Raw genomic sequence first — 24,386 nt, forward strand, 5'->3', positions numbered from 1 at the left:
CCTAGGACATCCGGGTCAGATGGCGCTGCATGATCGTGCGTGCACGCTCAGCATTGCGGTCTTTGATTGCTGCCAGGATGGCCGCATGGTCCGGGTTCTCGCCCTGCCGCCAGCGGACAGTTTGGCGCGTATTGAAATGCCATGAATACAAAAGTTGAAGGTTGTTGATCGCGGCAATCATGCGCGGCATTCTGCAGGCAGCTATGACCGCCATATGGAATGCGCGGTTTGCTTCTTCCCAGTCTGCAGAGGTTTCTGCAGCGTTGCACCTTGTGTGTGTCTTTTCGATCTCTGCGATTTGTGCGGGCGTCAGATTAGGAACTGAGCGGTACAGAGCGACAGGTTCAAGTGCGCATCGCATAGTGTGCAGTTCGTCGATCGCGCTTTGATCCATGGGGGCCACGCACATGCCCCGGCGCGGCATGCTGATCGCTAATCCCTGCGAAGCAAGGTTGAGCAAAGCTTCCCGAACCGTGACCTGGCTCACCCCGAACTCGCGCGCGATCAGATCCTGTCGCAGCTTTTCTCCGGGCTGAAACTCACCCCGAACAATCCTGGCCGACAGTTTTTCTGCCAAATCATCCGATTTCTTGATCTGCTGATGCGCCACCGGGCCTCCGTCGATTTCGCGCTTAATTCGGCGCATCGTCAGGCACTTATAATCATGTGTGGGGGTGAACAACAGGCCAACCTCGACCCGTCGGCACGAGGGTATCCCGGTTGGACACGGATGCCAAAAGGATAGGTGCCGATGTGGGCGAAGCTATGGTCCAATACGGCTACGACTCTAAACGCGCAGGGCCTCAGTGCGAACTTCAGTGATGAGCCGAAAAGAAAGGGGCTGGCTGAGGGGGTAAGAGCCAGCCCCATTCTGTGCCGGAGGGCGTAAGTGGTAGTTACGATCCGATGACTCCAAGGTGCCAGAAAAGCCGCGCGCCAGAAATTGGGGAAACCCCGTAGCACCGCAGGATTTCGCGAAACGCTTTGTTTCCGCGATGTAAACAGTAAGTTTCAAAGCAAATAGTGGACACATTTTCGCCACAATGCGATGCTTGCGCAGTGGGCGGTACGTGTTGATTTTAGCATGTTCTGGTTTTCAAGCTGGATTTGAGGGGGTTACTTAGTGCGACGTGCCGCCCCACGAGCTAATCGAAAATGAGTATACGTGATGTGTTGCTGGCTGATCTGTGGATTAGCAGCTTTGCCTATCTGGCAAGTCAATGATCTCACCCTGCGCAACTTCCGCGTCGGCCAGATCGTGTGTGACCAACAAGACGGGCAGACTAGCGGCCCGGGCGCGTTGAAAAACCAGATCGCGCATTTTCGCACGTAAGCTGACGTCGAGGCGTGAGAAGGGCTCATCCAGCAGCAGGGCATCCGGTTCCGCCAAAAGCATGCGCATCAACGCGACGCGTGCACGCTGACCGCCTGATAGCGTTTCCGGATCACGCTCGGAAAACCCTTCAAGTCCGATCTCGGCCAAGGCGCCCTGTATTCTGCCGTGTCGGTCGGGCGTACGTCGCGGCAATCCGAACCCGATGTTCTGACCCACGGACAAGTGGGGGAACAAAAGGTGGTTCTGAAACAGGATGCCGACACGCCGTTTTTGCGGTGGCAGAGCATTGAGGGTACGTCCGTTGAGCGTGATACGCCCCTGCAATCTAAATGCAGATGGAAGTGTGCCGGTAATCGCCGCCAGAACCGTTGATTTACCAACGCCTGAAGGGCCCATCAGGCTGAGCACCTCGCCCGGCGCGATTGAGGCAGACAGATGTGTTAGTGGTCTGCCATCGGCATGCGATATCGATAGCTGGTCAAGAACCAAACCCGTTTCAGCCATGGCGCAGACCAATCCTGTTGTGGAACACAAATCTGGGGATAATCAGGGCCAGAAAGAACGGCAGCCATGCGGTTGCGGCCAGTGCGATGGTCCAGACGCCGATTGCGCGGCGATCCCCGCCGGAAAACAAGGCCAGAGCTTCGGTGGTCAGCGTGTTGACCCGCCCGCCCGAGGTCAGCAGGGTCGCCAGATATTGCCCGACCGACACTGCCATGCCCACAGCAAGCGCTGTCAAAACCGGTGCCAGCAGCATCGGCAAACGGATGCGCCACAGAATGCCGACCGCGCCCAGCCCCATGGCGGCGCCAATGGTGGTATAGCGATTGTCCAATGCGCGATATGGTCCGGCGAGGGCCAGGAACACATAGGGCAGGACGAACACCAGATGGGCAAGGATCACGGGTGCGACCCCTTGGGCCGCCCCGATCTGGATCATCAGGATTTGCAGGCCGGGCAGGAAAGTTATCTGAGGCAGGATCAGGGGCAGATACAGGATCACCAATCCCGTTTTGTTCATCTCACGCCCCCGGCGGGTTTCGGAGTTCAGGCAGCCGATCACCAGGCTCAGTGCGATTGACGCAGTAACGAGCGCCAGCCCGAAGGTGACTAGGGTGACCTCTGCCGCTGCCGGTCCATGTCGGGCCCACGACATCAGGCTGAACCCCTGCGGCAGCGCATCCGGGAACCGCCATCGTCCTGCGAATGACCAGATCAACTGACTGAGCAGACCTCCAAAGACCGCCAGCGCTGCCAAACTGGCAACCGTCACGCCCACTGCGCGCAAAATGTAATCGCGCAGACCAGCGTGGCGCTCGCCACTTTCGACGGCCCGATTGATGAGCGTGGCAACAAGTTTCTCTCCGCCGCGCCAGATCAGGATTGCGGTCACCACCAATCCCAGCTGTACTAATGCCGCAGCCGCTGCCGGTGCGCGCAACGCCAGATCGGGGTCGGTCATCCAGCGTAGGATGAATATCGACAGAGGTGGTGGACGGGACGGACCCAGCACCATGGCTACATCAACATTCGACATCGCATAAGCGAGAACTGCATACACCGGCAGGCGAATTTGGGCGTAGAGCGATGGCATTACCGCCAGAAACCACCCCCGTACCTTGCCGTAGCCCAACGCCTGTGTGACCTTCATTCGCTCAGCCGATCTGATCTGCGGCAATGCGGCAAGCGACATCAATAGCAAAAAGGGCAGTTCTTTGATCATCAGACCGGTAATCAACGACCAGCCGCCCGGATCTTGAATGATCAGCAGATCGGGTGGACGAGCCCAGCCGGTGATCTCGGGCGAAATCAGGCGGGCGATCCATCCGGATGGCGCGGTCAGAAAGGCCAGACCAAGCGCGGCAGCTGCATGGGGAACTGACAGCAGCGGAGACAGAGCACTTTCCACGCGGTTAAAGACCCGCGTGCCATACCAACCCGCGATGAGCAAAAAGCACCCGAGCAATGCTCCGAAGGTCGACAGCACTCCGGTTTTGAACGACAGCCATATGGCTTGCAGTACACCCGGCTCGGCCCAAAGCCGAAGCCATGGGTCGAATGACAGGGCGCTCTCACCACCGGGGCGTAACCCGCCGAAGGCTGGAACGATGGTTCCGACCAAACCGGCGGCGATGGGACCCAACAGCAATCCGATGGTCAGCGTGGGTGCCAGACCCCAACGGGTGACCGGTTTGAGATCAGTTGCCAACGCCGTATCGCTCGGCCCAGTCCGCTTCAATCCGGGTCATCCAGCTGGGATGGGGCTCCGGCAACGCCGGGCCCAGCTCGACCGGGGACAGGGTCGCAACGCCCAGTTCCAGCGCATCGAAGGCGGCTTGGTCGTCTTTCGGCAAAGCATCCATATCCAGCACAGTGCCATAACCCAACACTTCGGGGTTTTGCGCGCGCAGCTGTGCCTCGGGACTGATCAGAAAGTTGGCAACCACCATGGCACCAGCCTTGGCAGACGCATTATAGGGAACGGCCACGAAGCTGGCATTGCCCAGCGTACCGCCATCCAGCACAAAGGTACGTGCGCTTTCTGGCAATTGCTGATTGGCGATGGCTGCGGTGGCCTCACCCGGAGAGAAGCTGATCGCCATATCCACTTCGCCATCGTTGATCAGCTGCAACTGACTGGGACCAGTCTGCGGATAGGCTCGGCCAGATCGCCAGAGGTCGGGCGTAACCCGCTCCAACCAGTTCCAGAGCGGGCCGGTTACTTCGGCATAGTTGTCGCCGGCTGCCTGTTGCAGAACCGCCGGATCCTCGACCAATTCGATCAGCATCTGCTTCAGGAAGGTGGTGCCCAGAAAGTCCGGCGGCTGCGGAAAGGTGAAACGGCCGGGGTTTTCGCTCACCCAGTCGCGAATGGCTTCGGCCGATTTGGGTGGATCGGGCAGGACCTCGCTGTCATAGATGAATACGACCTGTGCCATGGCCCAAGGGCTTTCGAATCCGTCGGTCGGAACCGTAAAGTCGGTGGTTACGGTTTTGCCTTCGACATCTACGAAGCGCCAGTTGGGCAGGGCCTCCGCGAAGGGTCCGAACAACAGATCGGCCTCTTTCATGGCACTGAAGTTGGCCCCGTTGATCCAGATGAGATCAATCGCACCATCAGTATCCTTGCCACTGGATTTCTCGGCGATCACGCGGCTGACGGCGTCAGCCGTGTCTGCAAGCTTAACGTGTTCCAGCGTAACGCCATGCTCTTGCTTGACCCGAGTGCCGACCCATTCGATGAAGTCATTTGTCGTCGTTGATCCGCCCCAGGCGTTCCAATACACGGTCTGACCATCGGCTTCGTTCAGAACGTCGTCCCAGTTCGCCGGGTCGGGCTCGGCCCATGCCGCTCCTGCAAGGGCTGCGCATGCGGCGGCGATGAGATATTTCATGGGTTTTCCTTATCTTCCATGGGGGCAAAAACCTGTCGCGCAAGCAGAATGCGCGAGAGGGCCGTGATAAAGCAAACTACGCCGAAACCCCACGCCATTGGTGTAAACCAGGCGGGCAACAGGCAGATTGCAATGAAGAACGCAATTGTTTCGGTCCCCTCCAGAAGGCCTCCGGTGAAGTAGAGCGATTTTGCGCCGTGTTTTTGGGCTTTCAGTCCATGTTTCTCGGCCAAGATGGCATATCCCAGGAACGTCGCGCCGTTGAAATAGAAGCTTACCAATAACCACGCTCCGGCCAACGCGTTTCCGGCTGGATCGGTCCATATGAAAGCCATCGGGATCAAGCCATAGAACATGAAATCGCAGGTGATATCGAGGTATCCCCCGAAGTCAGTCTTTCGCTGGGCGCGGGCAATTGCCCCATCCAGCCCGTCCGCAAGGCGCGACAAGAGGATCAGTGCAATCGCCATCCACAGGTGGTCGACAATGATCGCTACTGTCGCCAGAACTCCGAAGCCCAATCCGATCAAGGTGACTGTGTTGGCTGACACCCCACGCGCGGCAAGTCCCCGCCCAATTGCATTAAGAGGCGGGTCGATCAGAGGTCGGATATGGGCGTCAAGCATGCGTGGTCGTGGGTTTTCTGGTCGTTGGCGTAAGCGGCCTGTATTAAATCTTGCAGAATCCAGACAAGCAACTCGGTTAACGACTAGCGAACGCGCGCGCGAAAGGAAAACGGGTAGGAGGCTGTTCACGACGTTGTGTGTTCCGCTACCCGCTACGCAAGTCCGGACCGTTCCCCGTCTGTATCTGACAACTATATCGAGATGGAGCAAAGTCCAGCGACGTACTGACAGCTAATTTTGATCAGGTTGGTAGAGCCGCCCCAAGCAACGTTGGGGCGCTCAGCTGTAAACGTAATCCGCTCGGCCATTCTAGCAAACCGATGAACGCCTGTTAGACAGCGCGGAAACCAGCCTCCAGTGCCGACAGGATTGTGTCTGCTTCCTGTTCAGACAAAACCAGCGGTGGCGACAGGATCAGGTTGGGGCCGGACACCCGGATCATGGCGCCTGAGTCATACGCGACTTCCTGCACCTTGCTGGCTGTTGCCGCGTCGATAGGTTTTTTGGTGCCCCGGTCGCTTACCATTTCAATGGCTGTCATCAGACCATGCCCGCCGCGTACGTCTCCGATTAAGTCATACTTTTGCTGCAGCGCTTTGCAGCCTTCATACAACTGAGTGCCGCGCGCAGCAGCATTTTCTGTGACATTCAGGCGCTTTGTTTCGGCAAGACAGGCCAGCGCGGCCGCGGCACCTACCGGGTGACCGGAATAGGTGTATCCGTGGCCGATCTTGGCATTTGGATTGCCTTCGAACACGTCAACCAACTTGTCACCAAGCATGACCGCGCCAAACGGGAAGAACCCGTTGGTGATCGCTTTCGCCGTGCACATGATGTCGGGCTGAATGCCCCAAAGGCGTGCGCCTGACCAGGCTCCGGTACGACCATAAGCGGTGATGACCTCATCGGTGATCAGCAGGATGCCGTGACGATCGCAGATCTCCCGCACCATCGGTGCGAAGGATTTGTGCGGAGGGATCACCCCGCCCGCGCCCAGAATAGGCTCCATAATCATCGCGGCGATGGTGCCCGCGCCCTGAAATGCGATCTCATCCTCCAGGGCTGCGGCGCAAAGCTGGGCCAGTTGCTCGGGGTCGCTTTCGTTGAACGGGTTGCGATATGTATAGGGCGCTGGAATATGGTAGCAGCCGGGCAGCAGCGGCTCGTAAGCGGTGCGGAAATTGGCATTGCCGTTTACACTCGCCCCGCCCATATGGGTGCCGTGATACCCTTTCTTCAGGCTTAGAAACTTGATGCGTCCCGGCTCGCCCCGCAGCTTGTGATACTGACGTGACAGGCGCAGAGCGGTTTCGACTGAATCTGATCCGCCAGACGTGAAAAACGCCCGTGTCATCCCGTCTGGTGCAAAGAATTCGGACAGTTCATAGGACAGCTCGATCGCGGCATCGTTCGAGGCCCCGCGGAAAGTCGAATAATAGGGCAGTTTCTGCAGCTGCGCCGCAATTGCGTCTTTCACCGGTTGGCAGGAGTAGCCCAGATTGACGTTCCACAGGCCGCCGACCGCGTCGACGACGGTGTGACCGTCTATGTCGGTAATCGAAACCCCCTCGGACCCGGTGATGATCTTGGGCGGCGTGTCGATACTGTCCTGCGGCGAGGTCATCGGATGCCACATCAGGCGGCCGTTGTGTTCCTTGAGAAAATTCGAGTCTTTCATCGGGTGGGTTCCAATTCCTGAAGGTCTCGTGAGGGGTCTCGGCCTGTCGACCAGGCCTGCTCGATTTGAGTTGGGACGGCGCCGCCCCAATTATGTGTGATAGTCCGGCTGGCGGTGATCAGGTGCGTTTGAATCTGATGTTCAAGCTCGGGTGTGAAACGTGTGGCGACGCTTGCAGCGGAAACGGCACCCGCAAATTGCCCTGCCTGATCGAAGAGCGGCGCGGCGAGGCTGTGGACATCCGCCTCAAGGCTGCCCTCGGATTTACCAAAGCCACAGGCGCGAGTTTTCTGAATGGCAGCGTGCAGCGTGTCGGGATCCGTCATGGTGGCAGAAGTGAATGCGGCCAAGTCGGCATTTGCCACCTCCAGCAAATCCTCGGGTCCGAAGGCCAGCGCGCACAGGCCTGAGGCTGTCGCATGCAATGGAAAGGTTTGGATGTCGATGATGACACGAATGCTGTGGCGGGGCGATTCGTGCGCCATGAGCTTATAGAGCGTTTTGCCTGACAGGACCGAGACATGTGAGGTTTCTCCGGTCGCGTCCGCAAGCGCGCGCAGCGGGGCCTCGACCCCGGCCTTGCGAGGTACGGTCAACTCTCTGGTCTGCGCCAGTTGCAGCAAAGCAGGTCCAAGACGGTATTGTTTGGTGCCGGGATTTTGCTCAATAAATCCAACCTCTTCCAGAGCCTGAAGATATCGATAGGTCGTAGCCTTGTCGCGCCCTGCCAATCTGCAGAGTTGCGACAGCCCGATCTCAGGCCGGTCAGGAGAGAAGTGTTCCAGCAATTGCAGGGTTTTTGAGGCAGAGGACATTTGGGCCTGTTCTTGGTTGCTTCCAAAAAAGTTTGACAGATTGCGATTAACATGGCAACCTTTTTTGAAACAACGGTTCAAAATATGAACCACAATAACCACACCAGGGAGACGTTCATGTCAAAGATTGCAAAAACACTGTCCGCGACGGCGCTGGCCATGGCCGCCGTCACAGGGGCTGCGCTGGCCGAATATCCGGAAAAGCCCGTCGAGTTTGTGGTTCCGTGGCCTCCGGGCGATCTTGAAGATGTCCTGACGCGCATGATCGCCGAGGACTTTCAGGCCGAATACGGTGTGCCTGCGGCGGTTGTGAACAAGCCGGGCGGTGGTGGCGGTCCATTCCCCGGAGCGATCGAAGTCGCGAATGCGCCCGCCGATGGCTACACGGTTGGATCATTCCTGATTGCGATCCCGGTCGTCGGTCCGCAGATCGGCATTCCCGAACTGAACCCCGATCCGTTCGTGCCGCTGGGCAACTTTCTGACCTATCCCTTCGTAATCGCCACATCGGGTGATGCGCCCTATGACGATATGGCGGGTCTGGCGGAATATGCTGGCGGCAACGACGTGGTGCTTGGCCATTTCGGCGCGCCGCTGGTGCCAACGCAGGTAACACTGGGGCTGGCGAAAGAGATGGGCTTTTCTTACGCCTCCGACGCCGCCTTTGATGCGCTGGATTGCAACACGCTGGCCTCGGGCGATGTGGATGTGATCAACACCACGCTGCAACTGATCCTTCCCTGCCTCGACAGTGTTAAAGTGCTGGCTTCGATCGGGTCAGAGCGTATTCCGCTGACACCGGACACTCCGACCGTAGCCGAACTGGCCCCTGATCTGGCTGTATCGCTGTGGAATGGTTTGTTTGTCCACAAGGACACGCCACAGGAGGCACGCGATAAGATCATCGCCGTGGCCGAAAAGACCATGCAGTCTGAACGCGCCCAAAAGCTGGCCGCCGAAACCGGAGCCGCCGTTTACTGGCAGCCAGCCGATGATGTGGTGGGCCAGATCCAGTCCGACATCGAGACCATGGCGCGCATCGAAGGTATGCTGAGCGGTAACTGATCGCACAGCCAGTGGGCCGGGTTGAACGCCCGGCCTGAAGCTTCCCAAACGGACGAGGGCGAGGATGTCCCGGGTCAGAACTCTTCAAGCATTGTTCAAGCGTTATCGCCGTCCCGGTGATATCGTATTTGCATGGCTCGCGCTGGCCGTTTCGGTGTTTCTGCTGACGCAGCTGTGGGATCAAACCGCATGGCGCGGCGGGCAGAAACTGGCTGCGCAACCTCGGTTCTGGCCCGCAGTTTCTCTGATCGGGATGGTCGGTTTCGCGGCTCTGCACCTTCTGGGTTCAGCCTTATCGGAACGGATTGGCGACCGTTGGCGCGAGGTATGGCTATGGTTCTGCGCCTTGGAATATGCGGGATGGTTCGTGGTCTATGCGATGGCCGTACCGATTTTGGGATACCTGCCGACAACCATAGTCTTCTCGATCCTGTTGGTGCTGCGCGTCGGATATCGTAGCACGGCTGCGATTGGAGCCGCCGTTGCCAGCGCGGTTGTCATCGTTGTTTTGTTCAAAACCTTCCTGCAGGTGAAAATCCCCGCGGGCAGGATTTATGAGGCCCTGCCGGATGGGCTGCGTCAGATCATGCTGACCTATTTCTGATCGGAGCCGCGAATGGAAAACCTGCTTGCCGGGGCCGAAATGCTGGCCCGATGGGATGTGATCTTGGCCCTATTCGTCGGCTCGATCGGCGGTGTGATCATCGGTGCCATCCCCGGTGTTGGCCCTGCGGTGGCCATTGCGATCCTGCTGCCCGCAACCTTCTCGCTGGACCCGATTGTGGGTTTGACGATGCTATTGGGGATCTATGGCTCATCCATGTATGGGGGCGCGATCCCAGCAGTTCTGATCAACACGCCGGGGACAGCCGTCAACGCGCTGACCTCCTACGACGGTTATCCGATGACGCGGAATGGGCAGGCGCATCGTGCCGTTTCGCTGGCCTATAGCGCATCGTTCTGGGGTGGGATTTTCGGCATCCTGTGCCTCATCCTGCTGTCGCCTGTACTCGCCCTTGTTGCGCCGATGTTTGGTAGCCGCGAGATCTTTCTGGCTGCGCTGTTGGGTATCATTCTGGTTATCCTGGCCCATCGTGGCCAGATATTTGCCGCCGGAATGCTCGCGATGTTCGGGATATTTCTGCAGACCGTTGGGCTGGATTCGGTCACCTATACTCAGCGTTACACGTTCGGATTCAGCTTCCTCAGTTCGGGCGTCAATCTGATCGTTGTGGTTCTGGGGCTGTTCGCCCTCAGCCAGGCGTTCTTCCTGCTGACCGCCCCGGACAATAGCCCGGACGCCAAACCGATCACGGGTCGCATGACCGCCGGAATCAAAGAGCTGTTGGGTCACAAGCGTGTCGCTACGGTCGCCTCAGGCTTTGGCGTCGTTCTGGGGATGATCCCGGGCACCGGAGAGTTCACTGCCCAATTCATGAGCTACACCTACGCGCAGAAAACCTCAAAAGACCCCGATGCGTTCGGCAAAGGTTCACCCGAAGGCCTGATCGCCTCGGAGGCGGCTAATAACGCTGTTCCGGCAGCGGCGATGATCCCCTTGTTGGCGCTGGGTATTCCGGGTGAGGCGCTGACGGCGATGATGCTGTCGGTCTTTTATGTCCATAACGTGATCCCTGGGCCGCAGCTGTTCCAGAACAACATTGATCTGGTCTACGGGCTCTACCTCGCGCTGATCCTGCTCAACGTGATCGTCATGGTGTTTCTGCTGTTTTCGACCAATCTGCTGACCAAGATTATCCGCGTACCAACCCGGTTTCTGGGTGTGATGATCCTGCTTTTGTCCTTCGTCGGCGTTTATTCACTGCGCAATTCGCTGAGCGATTGCATGATCGCTGCCGGATTTGGAGTGTTGGGTCTGGTGCTCAAGCGGCTCAACCTGCCGATTGTTCCGATCATTCTGGGCATGGTTCTGGGCGGCATCATGGAGGTCAAGCTGCGTTCGGCTCTGCCGCGCCTCAAGACACCTCTGGATATGATCGACCGGCCGATTTCTTTCATTCTGTTTGTCATCATCGTGCTTGTTCTGGCGATCCACGTGCGGACCCTGATCAAGGAATACCGCGCGCATTTGCCGGATGAGGACCACGATCTGCACGACAGCCAACAACGGTAGAATATGATGGACCAATCCTCGATCGACGCCCTGCGCACACAACCGGTTCCGGCGTTCACTCACCTGATCAACGGAAAGCATGTCGCAGCTTCGGACGGCGCGGTGATGGACGTGATATCACCGCTTAACGGGCAGGTTCTGACCACTGTCGCAAGAGGCACTCGGCAGGATATGGAGACCGCCATCGCTGCGGCACGAGCATCGTTTGAGGATGGGCGATGGGCCGGTCAGCCCCCAGCAGCACGCAAGAAGGTACTGCTGAAATGGGCGGATCTGATCGAGGCGAACGCTCTGGAGCTTGCTGTGCTGGGGGTGCGTGACAACGGCACAGAGATTGGTATGGCCCTGAAGGCCGAGCCGGGCTCGGCTGCCGGTACGATACGGTATTATGCGGAAGCGCTCGACAAGATTTACGGCGAGGTGGCCCCAACACCGGGCGATATTCTGGGTATGATCCACAAGGAACCGGTGGGCGTTGTTGGTGCGATCATCCCGTGGAACTTCCCGCTGATGATTGGCGCGTGGAAACTGGGCCCTGCTTTGGCCATGGGCAATTCAGTTGTTCTGAAACCGGCCGAGACGGCCTCATTGTCGTTGATGCGTATGGTGGAGCTGGCGCATGAGGCCGGTTTGCCGCCGGGTGTGTTGAATGCGGTGACCGGCGAAGGTGCGGTGGTGGGTGAAGCGATGGGCCTGTCGATGGATGTCGACGCGCTTGTCTTCACCGGTTCGGGTGCGACGGGGCGGCGACTGATGGAATATGCCGCGCGATCGAACATGAAACGGGTCTATCTGGAGCTCGGCGGCAAATCTCCCAACATCGTTTTTGCGGATGCGCCCGATCTGGATCAGGCCGCCAAGGTCGCGGCGGCGGGTATCTTCCGCAATGCCGGTCAGGTTTGTGTGGCAGGATCACGTCTGTTGGTTGAGGCCAGCATCCATGATGATTTCGTGGCTGCAGTTTCCAAAGCGGCACAAGCGATGCGCGTCGGGGACCCGTTGTCGTTAGAGACAGCCATTGGGGCGGTGAATTCTGAAACTCAACTGGCGCAGAATCTTGGCTTCGTCGAAACCGCGCGCGCAGAAGGTGGTGAGGTGATCACCGGCGGCGATCGCATTTTGCAGGAGACAGGCGGCTATTTTATGGCTCCCACCGTTGTTGCCGGGGTGAGGCCTGAGACGACGCTGGCCCAAAAAGAAGTCTTTGGCCCGGTGTTGGGTGTGACATCCTTTAAGTCAGAAGAAGACGCGGTGCGGATCGCGAATTCAACGGTCTACGGGCTTGCGGGTGCGGTCTGGACCTCAAACCTGTCGCGTGCCCACAAGATGGTGCGTTCCGTGCGTACCGGTGTGATGCATGTGAATACCTATGGGGGCGCGGACGGGACCGTGCCGCTGGGTGGCATCGGACAGTCGGGCAATGGGCACGACAAGTCCCTGCACGCCATCGAGAAATACATCAACCTCAAAACAGCGTGGATCAAGCTGTAATCCATTGCGGAAGGAGAACGCCATGGCGGACAAAACCATTCTCGTAGTCGGCACGTTCGACACCAAGGATGATGAGTTGGGTTTTCTGTCCGGTGTGATCCGCGATCAGGGTGGTCGCGTGCTGACGATGGATGTCTCGGTTCTGGGCGATCCTTCTGAGGCGACGGATTACTCCAAGCACGATGTGGCCGAAGAAGGTGGCAGTTCGATCGACGCCGCCATCGCCTCGGGCGATGAAAACCATGCGATGCAAATCATGTCGAACGGCGCGGCATTACTGACCGCGCGTTTGTACCAAGAAGACAAATTTGACGGCGTGATCGTGCTGGGTGGTACGATGGGAACCGATTTGGCGCTGGATGTGTGCGCCGCAGTGCCTTTGGGAGTGCCGAAATACATCGTGTCCACGGTGTCGTTCTCGCCGTTGATCCCGGCAGATCGGCTGGCCGCAGATACGCAGATGATCCTGTGGGCCGGAGGGCTTTATGGGCTGAACTCGGTCTGCAAGGCGTCGCTCAGCCAGGCGGCTGGTGCGGTTCTGGGCGCTGCGCGAGCCGTGGTGCCGCCGGATCGGCAGAAACCGCTGATAGGGATGACCTCGCTCGGGAAATCCGCGCTGAAATACATGGTGCCGCTGAAACCTGCGCTTGAGGCGCGGGGCTATGAAGTGGCCGTTTTCCACGCAACCGGGATGGGCGGTCGCGCGTTTGAAAGCCTCGCAGAACAGGGAGCGTTCGCGTGCGTTTTCGACTTTTGCACGCAGGAGCTGGGCAATCACATCAACGGATCGAATATCTCGGCGGGTGAGGGGCGATTAACCCATGCGGGGCTGAACGGCATACCGCAAATTGTGGCGCCTGGCTGCTATGACCTGGTTGATATCGTGGGCTGGCAACCGATGCCCGAGAAATGGGCGGATCACCCGCATCATGCTCATAACCGGTTGCTGACTTCTGTCGTGTTGGACACGGAAGAACGTCGAGAAGTCGCACGGGCGCATGCACGGCAATTGGCCACTGCAACCGGCCCGGTCGCGCTGCTGCTGCCAATGTTGGGACTGGGTGAATGGGACCGGGAAGGGGCAGATCTGCATGACAAGGCAGGTCTCGACAGCTTCTTGTCGGAGCTTGCAGCCGCAGCCCCGTCCAATGTCGATTTGTATAAGATCGAAGCGCATATAAACGACGTGAGTTTTGCCGAGGAAGCCTTGCGCATATTCGACAACTGGTGCGCGCAAGGGGTGGTGGCCACCCCTTAGGCGAAACGGATATCAACGCCGCCGAAGGGACCGAAATCAGAGTGAATTTCGGTGCCGGATGGGCATTCGACTGGCCGAATGAAACTGCCAGACAGAATGACCTGACCGGGTTCGATACTCTGCCCATATTGCGCCATGCGCCGTGCCAGCCAGACGACGCTTTCGACCGGATCGTTTAGCACACCTGCGCCAAGACCCGTCTCTTCGATCTCACCGTTGCGGAAGGTCAGTGCTCCGACCCAGCGGAGGTCAAACGCATCAACTGCGTGCCGTTCAGCACCCAAAACGATGCCTGCATTGGCTGCATTGTCGCTAATCGTGTCAAATACAGTGCGCGCTTTACCGGTTTCCGGGTCCACGCGCTGAATTCGAGTATCGAGGATTTCAAGCGATGGGGCCACATAATCCGTTGCCGCTAGAACCTGTTCGCGGGTGACATCTGCTCCACTAATGGCATCCCTCATCACAAAAGCGATCTCAGCTTCGATACGGGGCTGGATGAACCGCCCCTTTGGAATGGTCGCGCCATTCTCAAACAGCATGTCATCGAACAGGATGCCACTGTCAGGAATGTCGATATTCAGCGCATATTGCATCGCTTTCGAGGTCAGCCCGATCTTCCAGCCGATCACCGTGCGACCCTCGGCCAGCTTGGCGCGATAGATCGCGTTCTGCACCGCATAGGCATCATCCATCGCCATCTCAGGGTGACGCAGGCTGAGCAATCCGATTTGCTGGCGGTTACGCTCTGCTGCGAGCAGATCAGCGGCGGCTTCGGCGTAGTCCTGTGGGGTCATACGGTCTCGTCCTCGATGCCGTTGCGCAGCAGGCCGATGCCTTCAACCTCGACCTCGACCACATCTCCGGGTTTCAGAAAGCGTGGGGGATCGAACCGCGCACCAGCACCCGAAGGCGTGCCGGTGACGATCATGTCGCCCGGCTGCAGGGTCATGAAGGTTGAAATGTACTCGATCTCGCGCCGGATCGGGAACATCATGCGCGACAGGAAATCATCCTGACGCACCTCTCCGTTCACACGGGTGATGATGCGCGCGTCGTCCAACTGGGCCGGATCGGTGAAAGGCACCAGCCATGGGCCCATCGCGCCGGACCGGTCCCAGTTCTTGCCTTGGGTGACATTGAACTTGGCATGCCGCACCCAATCCCGGATGGTGCCCTCGTTGCACAGGGTCAGCGCAGCGATGTGATCATAGGCCTGAGCCTGAGGAATGCGGCGGCCACCTTTGCCAATGACGATCGCCACTTCGCCTTCATAGTCCAGTTGGTGGCTTTCCGGGGGGCGGATCAGCGGGCGATCATGGCCTGTGAAGCCACTGGCAAAGCGCGGAAACAGAGACATGTTCTGTGGCTGGGCACTGCCATCTTTGTATTCTGCATTCCGATCCGGGAAATTCACGCCAACACACAGGATGCGCCGCGCGTCGGGCAGAACCATGTCATAAGTAAAATCCGTGTGCGTGACCGCAGCGCTTTCGGCAGCGCGCCCGAGATCGCCTAACCCCCCGGCGCAGACCGCATCGAACAGGGTCGGCCACTCAGGGAAAGCTGCGTTCAGAGCGATGGCTCCGGCATCCGTGATGGCGCCATAGAACTGCTCATCTTGCGCAGAGAAGCTGGCAAATCGCATTGGTGTCTCCATTTCAGGGCGCAATGATTGGGGTGGCGTTCAGGTCGGGGTCCTGAACCGATGTGCCGACAAACTCGGTTCCATGCTCGAACCAGCTGCGCGGGGCAGGGGCACCCCAAAGTGTTTGCCGCTGTGGGTCTTTGAGGTCCCATTTCAACGGTTCGTGATCCGGGTCGACGGTTTGGTAATCCGAGCTGTAAATCTCGATCCGATGGCCGTCGGGGTCGAGGATATAGAGGAAAAAGGCGTTAGAGATGCCGTGCCGGCCAGGACCACGTTCGATGCTGTCCACATAGCCGGTGGTCGACATCACATCGAGCAGATCGATGATATGCAGCGGGTTCGCGACCCAAAATGCGACGTGATGCATCCGTGGACCCATGCCGTTTGTGAAGGCCATGTCATGCACGCCGCCCTTGCGGTGCAGCCACGCCGCCCACAGGCGCGTGCTGTCCTCATCTTCGGTATATTCGGTGACGCGAAAGCCCATTTCGCTGTAGAACGCCACACTGTCATCCACATTCGGGCTGAAACAGTTGAAATGATCGATCCGCAGAGGCCGGACGCCATGATAGCGGGCATATTCCTGATGGATCGGAGGCAGGCGGTCCATCTTGTGATAGAACTCCAGCGGAATGCCGATATGATCCGAGGTGAGCAGGGTGCGGCCCTGATGCGGGCGTTCGATCCATTGAGTCGGACGATCTTTGGCCTGAAACCATGCTTCGGCTCGATCCAGATCCGTCTCATCAAAGACCTTGAAGCCCATAACCTCGACCGTGCCGGGTTGGTCGGATTTCTGCAAAATAACCGAATGGTGCCCTCGCTCTTCGAGCGCGCGCAGGTAGATGTGGCCGTCGGTCTCTTCGCTGACTTGCAGGCCGAACATATCGACATAAAAGGCCCGAGAGGCCGCCAGATCGCTGACATTCAGGCAAACATGGCTCAGGCGGATGGTGTTGAAATCGGGATAGAGATTAGGGGCAGGAACGGGCACCGCGGCCTCCTATTGAACGGGAAAAATGACGTTGGTCTGGCCTGTGCCCGAAGACGGGAAATACTCGGTCACCACCTCGCATTTGCCGGTGTATTGATCCCAGCCCAACGCGCCGTAGAGCATCGCTGTGTCGTGCATCGACCCCTCGCCGCAGCAGAAATTGGCATAATCGCCCAACATCTTCAGGAAGGTTGCGTGATCGCCGCTCTTCCACATCTCAAGGACATGCAGGTCAACTTGACGGTTGAACTCGGAACTGATGGTGAAAGTACCGTTGTTGGCAGCGTAGTCCTTATTGGCCCAGATTTTATGGCTGAGTGATCCGCTGGCAACCAGAAGAACCTTTTCGTCTGAAGCCTCAACCGCTTCCCGAATGGCCTCTCCGATCACGCGGCTTTCGTCATGATCGTGGACCGTGGCCCATGCTGCGACCGAGACTACCTTCATTTCATGTTCGCGGCTCATGAAACGCATCGGGACCAGCGTGCCGTATTCCAGTTCCAGACTGTTGAGGTGATGCGCCAAGGTATATACGCCTTTGTCCGATGCGATCTTTGCAATCGCATCACCCATCTCGGGGTTGCCGTTGTAGGCATAAGGTAGGTTCTGGATGAACTGTGGGAATTCGTTCGAGGTGAACAGCCCCTCGAAACGTGCATTTGCATTGATATGGAACCCGGCATTGATCACCCAATGTGTGTCGCAGATGATCACGGTGGTGGCGCCCAAAGCCTTGGCGCGGCGCGCGATTTCCCGGTGACCATCAATCGCGGCCTGACGCTTGCCTTTGATCGGGCCTTCCTGTTCCGACATCAACAGGGTCGGGACGTGGGTCATCTTCGCGGCAAGAACGAACTCTCCCATCAGCTTGCCCCCAACCGGGTGATCTTGTGCTGACCGGTGGCGAAGCCGATGTGTTTCTGCTCCATATAGAATTCGAACGACCAGTCGCCGCCATCGCGCCCGATGCCGCTGGCTTTGACGCCACCAAACGGGGTCGGCAGGTGCCGCACGTTTTCGGAGTTCACCCAAATCATCCCCGCTTCGAGCCTGTCAGTAAACCGCAGTGCACGGGTCAGGTCGTTGGTCCAGACATAGCCGGTCAGACCATAGGGCGTGTCATTGGCGATGTTCAGCGCCTCTTCTTCAGTCGTGAAGGGGATTGAGGTCAGGACGGGGCCAAAGATCTCTTCCCGCGCGATGCGCATCTGGTTGGTTGCGTCGGTGAAAAGGGTAGGTCGCACGAAATAGCCTGCATCTCCGACCACCTCACCGCCGGCGGCCACGGTCGCGCCGTCCTGTCTGGCGATATCGAAATATGAGGTGACTTTGTTGAAGTGCTCTTCGGTCACCAGCGGACCGATCTCGGTCGCGGGATCCAGTGGGTGTCCAACGCGAATGTTATTTACACGTTCGACCAGCTTGGCCTCAAAGTCTGCGCGGATTGTGTCCTGAACCAGAAGACGCGACGAGGATGTGCAGCGCTCGCCATTGATCGAGTAGATCATAAAGATCACCGCATCCAATGCGCGCTCCAGATCGGCGTCTTCAAAGACGATCACGGGGTTCTTGCCGCCAAGCTCCAGATGGTTGCGTTTGAGCGTATCTGCCCCTTGCTTGGTGATCAGGCTACCGGTCCGGCTTTCGCCGACAAAGGCGATGGCACGGATCTTGGGATGTTCGCACAGCGCCTTGCCCGCGTCCTCACCAAATCCGTTGACGGTGTTCAGAACACCTTTGGGCAACCCGGCCTCTTCGGCTATTTCAACCAGTAGACGGGCGGTCAGGGGGCTCGCCTCGGCGGGTTTGTGGACGACCGTACAGCCCGCGGCCAGTGCCGGAGCGATCTTCCAGGTCGACAACATAAATGGTGTGTTCCAGGGTGTGATGACACCCACCGGACCAATTGGAACGCGGGTCGTGACATTCATCAGGGTCGGGGATTTCAGGTGCTGCCCGTCACGCGCCTGAACGACCTGATCGGCGAAATACCGAAAGTTCTCAGCCCCGCGCAGAGCGGCCTTGGACATGAACTTATATGCTTGCCCGGTATCCCAGCACTCGCACAGAGCAATTTCTTCGGCGCGCGCCTCGATGGCGTCGGCGATGTTCAGCAGAATACGCCGCCGCTGGGGTGCGGGCATGTCGCGCCATTCCGGGAAGGCGTCTGCGGCTGCGCAGGCTGCGGCGTCGACATCCTGCGCATTGCCGCGCGCGACATCACAGATCACCGATTTATCTACGGGGGAGGTCGTCTGGAAAACGCCGCCCGATCCGTCCCGATCCTCACCCGCGACGCGGTTCTTGACGCCATCTGCTTGGAACCGGGCCAAAAACTCGTTCAGCTTCTCAATATTCTGGCTCAGTGCTGTCATTCTGCACTCCTCAGGTGATCTCGGGTTGTGCCTGTTTTAGGCGACAGTTCGGGGTCGATATCGCGCATCTCAAGCGACACGGCGATCGAGTGGCCTTTCATGGCCGGGGCCAAAAATTCCGTCACGGCGTCAAACAGAGCCTTGGTCGCCGCTCGCTTTACGTCATCTGCACGACCTGCGCGCAGGCGGACCGAGATGTCGATGAACCCGTGCTGCGGATCGCCATCGGCAATGGCATAGTGATCGACCCGTATGGCCCGCACGCGGATACCGGCCATCGGGAAGGTCTCAATTCCGGTAGCGGTGGCGCGAATACATTCACACAGACCGGTCATATCGACGATCTTTTCAAGATTTCCCGAATAATCGATCTGAAAGTGCGGCACATGTTTTCCTTGTCATGTTAATAATTCACACGATAAATAAATGACATCCCTCGAGTCAAGCTCTTTTATTAACATGATAACAATGTTAAGCAGGGCCATGCGCAAAAAAGCTTACTCCAAGGCACATGAGTTGCCACCCACTACGCGGTCTCTGCCGATTTCCCTGATCCGAGCGCGGGAATCTGTAATGGCCCCGATCCGCGCCATGTTGCAAGATTCCGGGCTGACCGAGCAGCAATGGCGCATCCTCCGCGTGCTGGATGAATGGGGGCCAGTTGATGCCACCGCACTGGCCGGGCGCGCGGGACTGTTAGCGCCAAGTGTTACGCGCATTCTGCAGTCCATGTCCGAGAAAGAGTATATCCTGCGTCAATCCGATCCGGATGATCGAAGACGGCAGATCATCTCACTTCTGCCCAAGGGGCAGGCCATCATTGACGACAATATTGAAGAAGGTGCCCGTATCGCCGCCCAGTTCCGGGAAACCCTTGGCGACGAAGAATACGAACAGCTGCTGGACCTGTTAGAAAGACTGATCCAAGCTTAGAGTTTTTGACATACGATCACAGCTATTCATGCGTCGGACGCCATTTGTCCAAAGCTTCGAGGAATTTCTCATGCTCGCCGTCCAGCATGCCGATATTGGTCGCCGGATATGGAAAGTGACCCGCAGTGACTTCGTTGTGAAATTCGGACAATGCAGCAACGCGCTCCTGATGAATTTGTTTATGCAACCGCCCGACATTGCCAAACGCATGCGCATGTTTTGGAGGGGTCTCCTCTTCGCTGGATTCGCCACAGATATCTGCGACAAATGAGAATACCGCATCTCCGGCGTTCCCCGAGCCCAGAGAGAACGTTACAACCGTTGTCTTGGTGTTAACGGCTGACAGGACTTCTTCTGCAATGCACTCGGCCTCGACAGCAAATACGCCTACGTCCTCCATGCGTTTCAGCGTTTGGAAGATTTTTATGGCTTCGTCGGCCTTTCGACCCCAGCCACGCAACCCGCCGCAGTGATGGCTGAATGTCGGGATCAGACCGATATGGCTTTGCACAGGAATGCCATCGGTGGCCATGCGCTCCATGACGTCGAAAGACCGTAGAGTATAATACATGTCGGCACCATTGCGCATGGTCTCGTAGGCATGCGCAATGATTTCGTCATCTGAGCCAAACTGCGCCCATGACGAACCCGCGCCAGTAAAATGAGTTGGCGCGATACGACGCACGTCTTCCATCTGGTCCGCGCCGACGACGAACAAGTCAATGCCCGCGTCGACACAGGCTTGCAGTTCGTCGTTGTTGGCCGGGTTAGCCATCGACAACGTGCGGCCCGACCCCTTGAGCGCTTTTAGATCGGCGACCGTGAAGTTTCGTTCAGCCGGATTGCGACTGAAATCGTAGATACGTTTCATGCTGTGTATCTCTTATTTCCCGCCAAGCTGTTCGGGCAGGTTGGTGATCTCTCCCTCGCGGATCACGGCAGGGTCATAGGCCGTGCGGCCGAACACTTCACGCACCATGGGTTCGAAAAACTCCAGCGACTCCATGGGGTAATCGGGATCGAAGCTTGATTGATCCCAATGCTCGCAGAAGGCGGCACAGGTGTTGAACAACGGGTGATCGCGATACCGATCACGGGCGTTACGATCCCAGCCATAATGGTGCCCGTAATAGAGCGTCTGGAAGATGCCGTGATGTTCGATAGTCCACGAGACCTCCCACCGAACGAAGGGGCGGATTACCTCGGCAGACATGCGGTCATGGTTCTGCGGGGCCAGACCGTCGCCGATATCATGCAGCAGTGCGCCCACGACCCAATCGATATCAACGCCATCGCGAAGGGCACGGGTTCCTGACTGCAAACCGTGCTGCAGACGTGTGATCGGATAGCCTTCCAGAGTGACCTCACCTGCACGGCGCAATTCTTCCAGCACGCGGTCGGCGGTCAGCGCGAGGAAGGGTTTCTCGAGGCGCTCAAGAAGTTCGTAATCCTCCTTGGTGCCGTCTTTCATCGCTGTGAAGCTGACCGTTTCGTTCATTTGCTGTCTCCAGTTGCATAGAATCCGACTGCCTGATCCGCACCCGCGGCGAGAGTCGCTGCCTGACCCTCGAGTATCTTTTGATAGAGTGCCAGATCGGCAGGATGAAACAAGCCGCGTGGGCCTGCAATACACCCCCAGCCACCAGCCGGGGTTTCGCCGCGCACGGGCATCGCCCAATCTCGCCCCGGCGCATGATCTCGCACCGCAGGCGTGACATAGCGGATCGCCAGACCGATGCGGCGATCATCGCTGCCATTGGCGCCCGAGGCGTGAAAGCAGCGTCCGTGATGCAGGGACATCTCGCCGGGTTTCAGTGATCCGTGTTGGGCCATGCTTTCGTCGATCCCCGCAATGGATTGCCCGCGCGACAGGAGATTGTCCTCGGCAAAAGTGTCCTCATGGTCAGCGATCCCGCCTTTGTGGCTGCCGGGAATGAAGCGCATACAGCCCGCCTTTACTGAAACGTCGGACAATGCGACCCAAGCGGTCACCTCATCATCGGTTTCGCCCATTCCCCAATATGTGATGTCCTGATGCCATGAAACGGTATGAGGGCTGTGTGGTTCTTTGATGAACAGTTCCACAGACCAAGCCAGCAGGTCAGGGCCCAGAATTCCTTCAACAATGTCCAGGATGGCAGGTGTTCTGGCAAGTTCGGCCATCAGAGGGATCACGACATGGCCATTGACGCGGAAAAACTGATTTAAGTCATATCCGGCTGCACCCACGGCATGTTCTGCCTCAAGCGTTTCGATTTTTTGACGCAGCGCTGAGACTTCATCTTCGGAAAACACGGGTAATCCCGCGACGTAGCCGTTTGCGCGGTAGCTTTCGACATAGTCTGGCATCGAATCTCGCATCGTTTCCTCCCTTGATGCTGGATTGAGCCTAATGGGTGCGTGCCATCTGAGAAGACGTTTCTCTTGCCCCAGAGGTTAAGCTGAACTTATTCTTTGTCATGAGCAAACGGATCCCATCCCTCAATTGGCTGCGTGTTTTCGAGGCCGCTGCGCGCACCGGTAGTTTTGCCCGCGCGGCGGAACGTCTGGCCATGTCGCCACCTGCTGTCAGTCAGCAAATACGGGCGCTGGAGAAGCATCTTGGGCGACCGCTATTTGAACGCAAAGCTGCGGGTGTGGCGCTTACTGAAGCCGGGCGGAGCTTGCTGGTTGTTGTGGGGGAGTCGCTGGGTCGGATGGAGGCCGCTGCCGCCGTCCTGTCCTCGCCTCGATCCAAGCCACTGGTTGTCGGGGTGTCGCTGCTGTTGTCGGCTGGATGGCTTGCACCGCGGCTGCCGGGATTTCTTGAAGCCCATCCGGGAGTGTCGTTAGAGCTGTATTCTCTGTCGGGCCGCCCTGAAACACCGCCCCGGACCGCAGAAGTCTGGATCGCGTTTGGGCAACCGCCTCCGGGGACTGAGGCTCAGCGGCTTTTTGGGGAAACGTTGATACCGGTTGCGCACCCCGACTTGGCGGCACGTATCCACAACGCGGATGACATCTTGGATCACATGCTGATCGAGGTCGCAGATCATCGCAAAAACTGGGTGCAGGTTCTCGGGGCAGATGTGCTGCCGGAACGGGCGAGGGTAAACTATGTCGACACGACCCTGAATGCCTTGGCTCTGGCCGGGGCAGGGTGTGGAATTGCACTGGCGCGACCTCCGGCCAGCGATGATTTGATTGGGAAGTTTGGGCTGAAACGATGTTTGCCGGGCCATGAAGTTGCAGGGGTCGAGGAGTATCATGTTTTGACGAATGCAGGTGCTCAATTGAGTCCTGATGCCGAGGCTTTCCGGAACTGGGTCGTAAACGAAGCGCGCTCGGAAACGATCTGAAGCTAAATCGCCTGTGATAGGATTGCCGGTTTGTTCCATTGGCTGGCATTGTCGCGATTGACCACGGGCTATGTCGTGACGGTTTCCCGACGGGTCAATCAACGGGCTGCAACTTGCGGATTTGATGGAAAAGGCAAACTGGTGTAGGCTGTTAGAATTCAGAAATGCCATTTGTTCGGCATATTTAGGCGTGTCGTAACCGGATTAGTTTTGTGAACCAGGTTGATTGTTGAAAATGTCCGATAACTCCGTGCCCCCCGATCTTGTTCAGGACGTTATCGATCAGAACCGGGAAGCGGTACCTCGCTGGAATGGGCGACGATTGCGAGCGCAGCATGGGCGCAGTCATGGTTGCGTCGCCGCCAGCTTTCGCATCAGGGACGACCTGCCGGCCCATCTTTGCCATGGGCTTTTTGCACAACCGGGTACTTATGAAGCTGCCATTCGTTTTTCTAACGGGGCGCATCTGGATGATCGCAAGCCTGATGCCCATGGAATGGCGATCAAGCTGTTCGACGTGCCCGAACCCAAGCTGATTGACGCCAAAGCGCTGGAACATCTGGGAATTGCGCAGATCAGCGACGATTTTGATTTCGTACTGACCGACAAGGACACCTTTCCCAGCTATGAGCCGATAGATTATGAGCGGCTGAACCGCCTTGTTGCGACGGGTCAGGCTTTGAAGCACGCCATGAACAAGCGGCGAGGGTGGAGCCTGCGGCTGATCCGGGAAGGTCTGCGCGCCGCCTTACGTGTGCTGCTGACAAAAGAGGGGAAGCGACATCAGCGTATCGCGGTTGAGTTCGCGTCGAACTATATGCACTCGCCCTTTTCTGCACATTTTTGGTCAACAACGCCTTATCGGCTGGGGCCTGACCTGATTGTACGCTACCTCGCGCGCAGCGTAAGGCCCGAAGCTCCCGAATGTCCGGTGGATAGTCCCGATGGGATCGGGCAGCACTTGCGACAGGATGTGGCATCTGGCGAGAACCGTTTTGAGTTCTGCATCGTCGAACCACCTCGCGAGGGCGATGATTTCGATCTTCTGGACAATCGCATCCGCTGGGCGAGTGACCCGCAACCGGATGCACCGCTGGATCCGCACCATCCGACGGTGACCCCGGTGGCGGATATTACAATTGCCCAACACGCCGCGTTTGACCCGCATGATGGCGACGCCATGAGCTTTTCTCCCTGGCGCGTCACTGCTGAACATGAGCCGCTTGGACCGATCAACACCATCCGCCTCAGAACCTATCTGAGCCTTGCACGCGCGCGTTTCCCCAATCGCTAACCG

24 protein-coding genes are annotated in these 24,386 nt (G+C 58.1%); 8 read left to right on the forward strand and 16 right to left on the reverse strand.

Features of this window, described 5'->3' with window-relative positions; translation table 11 throughout:
* Window position 1: 1 nt before the first annotated feature.
* The 7 genes from ACR3EM_RS20105 to ACR3EM_RS20135 form a co-directional block, all read right to left on the reverse strand.
* On the reverse strand, window positions 2-646 hold the full coding sequence (locus tag ACR3EM_RS20105) for a GntR family transcriptional regulator (protein ID WP_480472476.1): 645 nt from the start codon (window positions 644-646) through the stop codon (window positions 2-4).
* A gap of 546 nt (window positions 647-1,192) precedes the next feature.
* Window positions 1,193-1,840 (reverse strand): ATP-binding cassette domain-containing protein, encoded by a 648-nt coding sequence (locus ACR3EM_RS20110; protein ID WP_480472478.1) that lies wholly within the window; start codon window positions 1,838-1,840, stop codon window positions 1,193-1,195.
* Complete coding sequence (locus ACR3EM_RS20115) at window positions 1,833-3,545, reverse strand: ABC transporter permease (protein WP_480472480.1); 1,713 nt, start codon at window positions 3,543-3,545, stop codon at window positions 1,833-1,835. Before ACR3EM_RS20115 ends, ACR3EM_RS20110 begins: the two co-directional genes overlap by 8 nt.
* Entirely contained in the window at window positions 3,535-4,731 is a 1,197-nt protein-coding gene (locus ACR3EM_RS20120; protein ID WP_480472482.1) for an ABC transporter substrate-binding protein, read from the reverse strand. Before ACR3EM_RS20120 ends, ACR3EM_RS20115 begins: the two co-directional genes overlap by 11 nt.
* Window positions 4,728-5,357 (reverse strand): CDP-alcohol phosphatidyltransferase family protein, encoded by a 630-nt coding sequence (locus ACR3EM_RS20125; protein WP_480472484.1) that lies wholly within the window; start codon window positions 5,355-5,357, stop codon window positions 4,728-4,730. The genes ACR3EM_RS20120 and ACR3EM_RS20125 overlap by 4 nt, the downstream gene beginning before the upstream one ends.
* A gap of 331 nt (window positions 5,358-5,688) precedes the next feature.
* Window positions 5,689-7,035, reverse strand: a complete 1,347-nt coding sequence (locus ACR3EM_RS20130) for an aminotransferase class III-fold pyridoxal phosphate-dependent enzyme (protein ID WP_480472486.1) — start codon at window positions 7,033-7,035, stop codon at window positions 5,689-5,691.
* A complete protein-coding gene (locus ACR3EM_RS20135) occupies window positions 7,032-7,850 on the reverse strand; it encodes an IclR family transcriptional regulator (protein WP_480472488.1) in 819 nt (272 codons plus the stop codon). The genes ACR3EM_RS20130 and ACR3EM_RS20135 overlap by 4 nt, the downstream gene beginning before the upstream one ends.
* A gap of 117 nt (window positions 7,851-7,967) precedes the next feature.
* On the opposite strand from ACR3EM_RS20135, the gene ACR3EM_RS20140 reads away from it, so the two are divergent.
* The 5 genes from ACR3EM_RS20140 to ACR3EM_RS20160 all read left to right on the forward strand — a co-directional run bounded on the left by ACR3EM_RS20140 (window position 7,968) and on the right by ACR3EM_RS20160 (window position 13,798).
* Window positions 7,968-8,915 carry a tripartite tricarboxylate transporter substrate binding protein gene (locus ACR3EM_RS20140; RefSeq protein ID WP_480472490.1) on the forward strand — a complete coding sequence of 316 codons (948 nt, stop codon included), beginning with the start codon at window positions 7,968-7,970 and terminating at the stop codon, window positions 8,913-8,915.
* Window positions 8,916-8,979: 64 nt separating this feature from the next.
* Complete coding sequence (locus ACR3EM_RS20145; RefSeq protein WP_480472492.1) at window positions 8,980-9,519, forward strand: tripartite tricarboxylate transporter TctB family protein; 540 nt, start codon at window positions 8,980-8,982, stop codon at window positions 9,517-9,519.
* Window positions 9,520-9,531: 12 nt separating this feature from the next.
* Window positions 9,532-11,049: a tripartite tricarboxylate transporter permease gene (locus ACR3EM_RS20150; RefSeq protein WP_480472494.1), complete on the forward strand. Its 1,518-nt coding sequence runs from the start codon at window positions 9,532-9,534 to the stop codon at window positions 11,047-11,049.
* Window positions 11,050-11,055: 6 nt separating this feature from the next.
* Window positions 11,056-12,540 carry an aldehyde dehydrogenase gene (locus ACR3EM_RS20155; protein ID WP_480472496.1) on the forward strand — a complete coding sequence of 495 codons (1,485 nt, stop codon included), beginning with the start codon at window positions 11,056-11,058 and terminating at the stop codon, window positions 12,538-12,540.
* 22 nt (window positions 12,541-12,562) lie between these two features.
* Window positions 12,563-13,798 (forward strand): Tm-1-like ATP-binding domain-containing protein, encoded by a 1,236-nt coding sequence (locus ACR3EM_RS20160; RefSeq protein WP_480472498.1) that lies wholly within the window; start codon window positions 12,563-12,565, stop codon window positions 13,796-13,798.
* Here the strand turns inward: ACR3EM_RS20160 and hpaH are convergent.
* From hpaH to ACR3EM_RS20190, 6 genes are read right to left on the reverse strand one after another with little or no spacing between them, the layout of a single operon-like run.
* Window positions 13,795-14,595 carry a 2-oxo-hept-4-ene-1,7-dioate hydratase gene (gene hpaH / locus ACR3EM_RS20165; protein ID WP_480472500.1) on the reverse strand — a complete coding sequence of 267 codons (801 nt, stop codon included), beginning with the start codon at window positions 14,593-14,595 and terminating at the stop codon, window positions 13,795-13,797. The two genes, ACR3EM_RS20160 and hpaH, sit on opposite strands and share 4 nt — an antisense overlap.
* Complete coding sequence (locus ACR3EM_RS20170) at window positions 14,592-15,446, reverse strand: fumarylacetoacetate hydrolase family protein (RefSeq protein ID WP_480472502.1); 855 nt, start codon at window positions 15,444-15,446, stop codon at window positions 14,592-14,594. The genes hpaH and ACR3EM_RS20170 overlap by 4 nt, the downstream gene beginning before the upstream one ends.
* A gap of 13 nt (window positions 15,447-15,459) precedes the next feature.
* Entirely contained in the window at window positions 15,460-16,443 is a 984-nt protein-coding gene (gene hpaD / locus ACR3EM_RS20175) for a 3,4-dihydroxyphenylacetate 2,3-dioxygenase (protein ID WP_480472504.1), read from the reverse strand.
* A gap of 9 nt (window positions 16,444-16,452) precedes the next feature.
* Complete coding sequence (gene hpaD / locus ACR3EM_RS20180; RefSeq protein ID WP_480472506.1) at window positions 16,453-17,307, reverse strand: 3,4-dihydroxyphenylacetate 2,3-dioxygenase; 855 nt, start codon at window positions 17,305-17,307, stop codon at window positions 16,453-16,455.
* Window positions 17,307-18,818 (reverse strand): 5-carboxymethyl-2-hydroxymuconate semialdehyde dehydrogenase, encoded by a 1,512-nt coding sequence (hpaE, locus tag ACR3EM_RS20185; RefSeq protein ID WP_480472508.1) that lies wholly within the window; start codon window positions 18,816-18,818, stop codon window positions 17,307-17,309. The genes hpaD (ACR3EM_RS20180) and hpaE overlap by 1 nt, the downstream gene beginning before the upstream one ends.
* Complete coding sequence (locus tag ACR3EM_RS20190; protein ID WP_480472510.1) at window positions 18,815-19,204, reverse strand: 5-carboxymethyl-2-hydroxymuconate Delta-isomerase; 390 nt, start codon at window positions 19,202-19,204, stop codon at window positions 18,815-18,817. The genes hpaE and ACR3EM_RS20190 overlap by 4 nt, the downstream gene beginning before the upstream one ends.
* A gap of 97 nt (window positions 19,205-19,301) precedes the next feature.
* Here ACR3EM_RS20190 and hpaR point away from each other — a divergent pair, with 97 nt between their 5' ends.
* Window positions 19,302-19,751 (forward strand): homoprotocatechuate degradation operon regulator HpaR, encoded by a 450-nt coding sequence (gene hpaR, locus ACR3EM_RS20195; protein ID WP_480472512.1) that lies wholly within the window; start codon window positions 19,302-19,304, stop codon window positions 19,749-19,751.
* A gap of 22 nt (window positions 19,752-19,773) precedes the next feature.
* On the opposite strand, the gene ACR3EM_RS20200 is transcribed toward hpaR, so the two are convergent.
* The 3 genes from ACR3EM_RS20200 to ACR3EM_RS20210 are packed head-to-tail and all read right to left on the reverse strand — an operon-like array spanning window position 19,774 to window position 22,112.
* A complete protein-coding gene (locus ACR3EM_RS20200) occupies window positions 19,774-20,622 on the reverse strand; it encodes a 3-methyl-2-oxobutanoate hydroxymethyltransferase (protein ID WP_480472514.1) in 849 nt (282 codons plus the stop codon).
* 12 nt (window positions 20,623-20,634) lie between these two features.
* The gene (locus ACR3EM_RS20205) at window positions 20,635-21,249 is read right to left on the reverse strand and encodes an HD domain-containing protein (protein ID WP_480472516.1); all 615 of its coding nucleotides are present in this window, start codon (window positions 21,247-21,249) and stop codon (window positions 20,635-20,637) included.
* Window positions 21,246-22,112, reverse strand: coding sequence for a phytanoyl-CoA dioxygenase family protein (locus tag ACR3EM_RS20210; protein ID WP_480472518.1), 867 nt, complete (start codon window positions 22,110-22,112; stop codon window positions 21,246-21,248). Before ACR3EM_RS20210 ends, ACR3EM_RS20205 begins: the two co-directional genes overlap by 4 nt.
* Window positions 22,113-22,210: 98 nt before the next feature.
* Between ACR3EM_RS20210 and ACR3EM_RS20215 the strand changes: the two genes are divergently transcribed.
* Window positions 22,211-23,089 (forward strand): LysR family transcriptional regulator, encoded by an 879-nt coding sequence (locus ACR3EM_RS20215; protein WP_480472520.1) that lies wholly within the window; start codon window positions 22,211-22,213, stop codon window positions 23,087-23,089.
* Between the two features lie 235 nt (window positions 23,090-23,324).
* A complete protein-coding gene (locus ACR3EM_RS20220; RefSeq protein WP_480472522.1) occupies window positions 23,325-24,383 on the forward strand; it encodes a catalase family protein in 1,059 nt (352 codons plus the stop codon).
* Window positions 24,384-24,386 lie beyond the last annotated feature (3 nt).

This window comes from Ruegeria sp. AH3, assembly GCF_056536265.1.

What these genes read in the sequence shown, in the direction of transcription:
- hpaD (WP_480472506.1), bottom strand. Translation starts at nt 17,307, where the DNA reads ATGGGAGAGTTCGTTCTTGCCGCGAAGATGACCCACGTCCCGACCCTG.
- ACR3EM_RS20120 (WP_480472482.1), bottom strand. Translation starts at nt 4,731, where the DNA reads ATGAAATATCTCATCGCCGCCGCATGCGCAGCCCTTGCAGGAGCGGCA.
- ACR3EM_RS20140 (WP_480472490.1), top strand. Translation starts at nt 7,968, where the DNA reads ATGTCAAAGATTGCAAAAACACTGTCCGCGACGGCGCTGGCCATGGCC.
- ACR3EM_RS20210 (WP_480472518.1), bottom strand. Translation starts at nt 22,112, where the DNA reads ATGCGAGATTCGATGCCAGACTATGTCGAAAGCTACCGCGCAAACGGC.
- hpaR (WP_480472512.1), top strand. Translation starts at nt 19,302, where the DNA reads ATGCGCAAAAAAGCTTACTCCAAGGCACATGAGTTGCCACCCACTACG.
- ACR3EM_RS20220 (WP_480472522.1), top strand. Translation starts at nt 23,325, where the DNA reads ATGTCCGATAACTCCGTGCCCCCCGATCTTGTTCAGGACGTTATCGAT.
- ACR3EM_RS20130 (WP_480472486.1), bottom strand. Translation starts at nt 7,035, where the DNA reads ATGAAAGACTCGAATTTTCTCAAGGAACACAACGGCCGCCTGATGTGG.
- ACR3EM_RS20150 (WP_480472494.1), top strand. Translation starts at nt 9,532, where the DNA reads ATGGAAAACCTGCTTGCCGGGGCCGAAATGCTGGCCCGATGGGATGTG.
- ACR3EM_RS20135 (WP_480472488.1), bottom strand. Translation starts at nt 7,850, where the DNA reads ATGTCCTCTGCCTCAAAAACCCTGCAATTGCTGGAACACTTCTCTCCT.
- ACR3EM_RS20205 (WP_480472516.1), bottom strand. Translation starts at nt 21,249, where the DNA reads ATGAACGAAACGGTCAGCTTCACAGCGATGAAAGACGGCACCAAGGAG.
- ACR3EM_RS20170 (WP_480472502.1), bottom strand. Translation starts at nt 15,446, where the DNA reads ATGCGATTTGCCAGCTTCTCTGCGCAAGATGAGCAGTTCTATGGCGCC.
- ACR3EM_RS20105 (WP_480472476.1), bottom strand. Translation starts at nt 646, where the DNA reads ATGCGCCGAATTAAGCGCGAAATCGACGGAGGCCCGGTGGCGCATCAG.
- ACR3EM_RS20110 (WP_480472478.1), bottom strand. Translation starts at nt 1,840, where the DNA reads ATGGCTGAAACGGGTTTGGTTCTTGACCAGCTATCGATATCGCATGCC.
- hpaE (WP_480472508.1), bottom strand. Translation starts at nt 18,818, where the DNA reads ATGACAGCACTGAGCCAGAATATTGAGAAGCTGAACGAGTTTTTGGCC.
- ACR3EM_RS20200 (WP_480472514.1), bottom strand. Translation starts at nt 20,622, where the DNA reads ATGAAACGTATCTACGATTTCAGTCGCAATCCGGCTGAACGAAACTTC.
- ACR3EM_RS20215 (WP_480472520.1), top strand. Translation starts at nt 22,211, where the DNA reads ATGAGCAAACGGATCCCATCCCTCAATTGGCTGCGTGTTTTCGAGGCC.
- ACR3EM_RS20145 (WP_480472492.1), top strand. Translation starts at nt 8,980, where the DNA reads ATGTCCCGGGTCAGAACTCTTCAAGCATTGTTCAAGCGTTATCGCCGT.
- ACR3EM_RS20125 (WP_480472484.1), bottom strand. Translation starts at nt 5,357, where the DNA reads ATGCTTGACGCCCATATCCGACCTCTGATCGACCCGCCTCTTAATGCA.
- hpaH (WP_480472500.1), bottom strand. Translation starts at nt 14,595, where the DNA reads ATGACCCCACAGGACTACGCCGAAGCCGCCGCTGATCTGCTCGCAGCA.
- ACR3EM_RS20155 (WP_480472496.1), top strand. Translation starts at nt 11,056, where the DNA reads ATGGACCAATCCTCGATCGACGCCCTGCGCACACAACCGGTTCCGGCG.
- ACR3EM_RS20160 (WP_480472498.1), top strand. Translation starts at nt 12,563, where the DNA reads ATGGCGGACAAAACCATTCTCGTAGTCGGCACGTTCGACACCAAGGAT.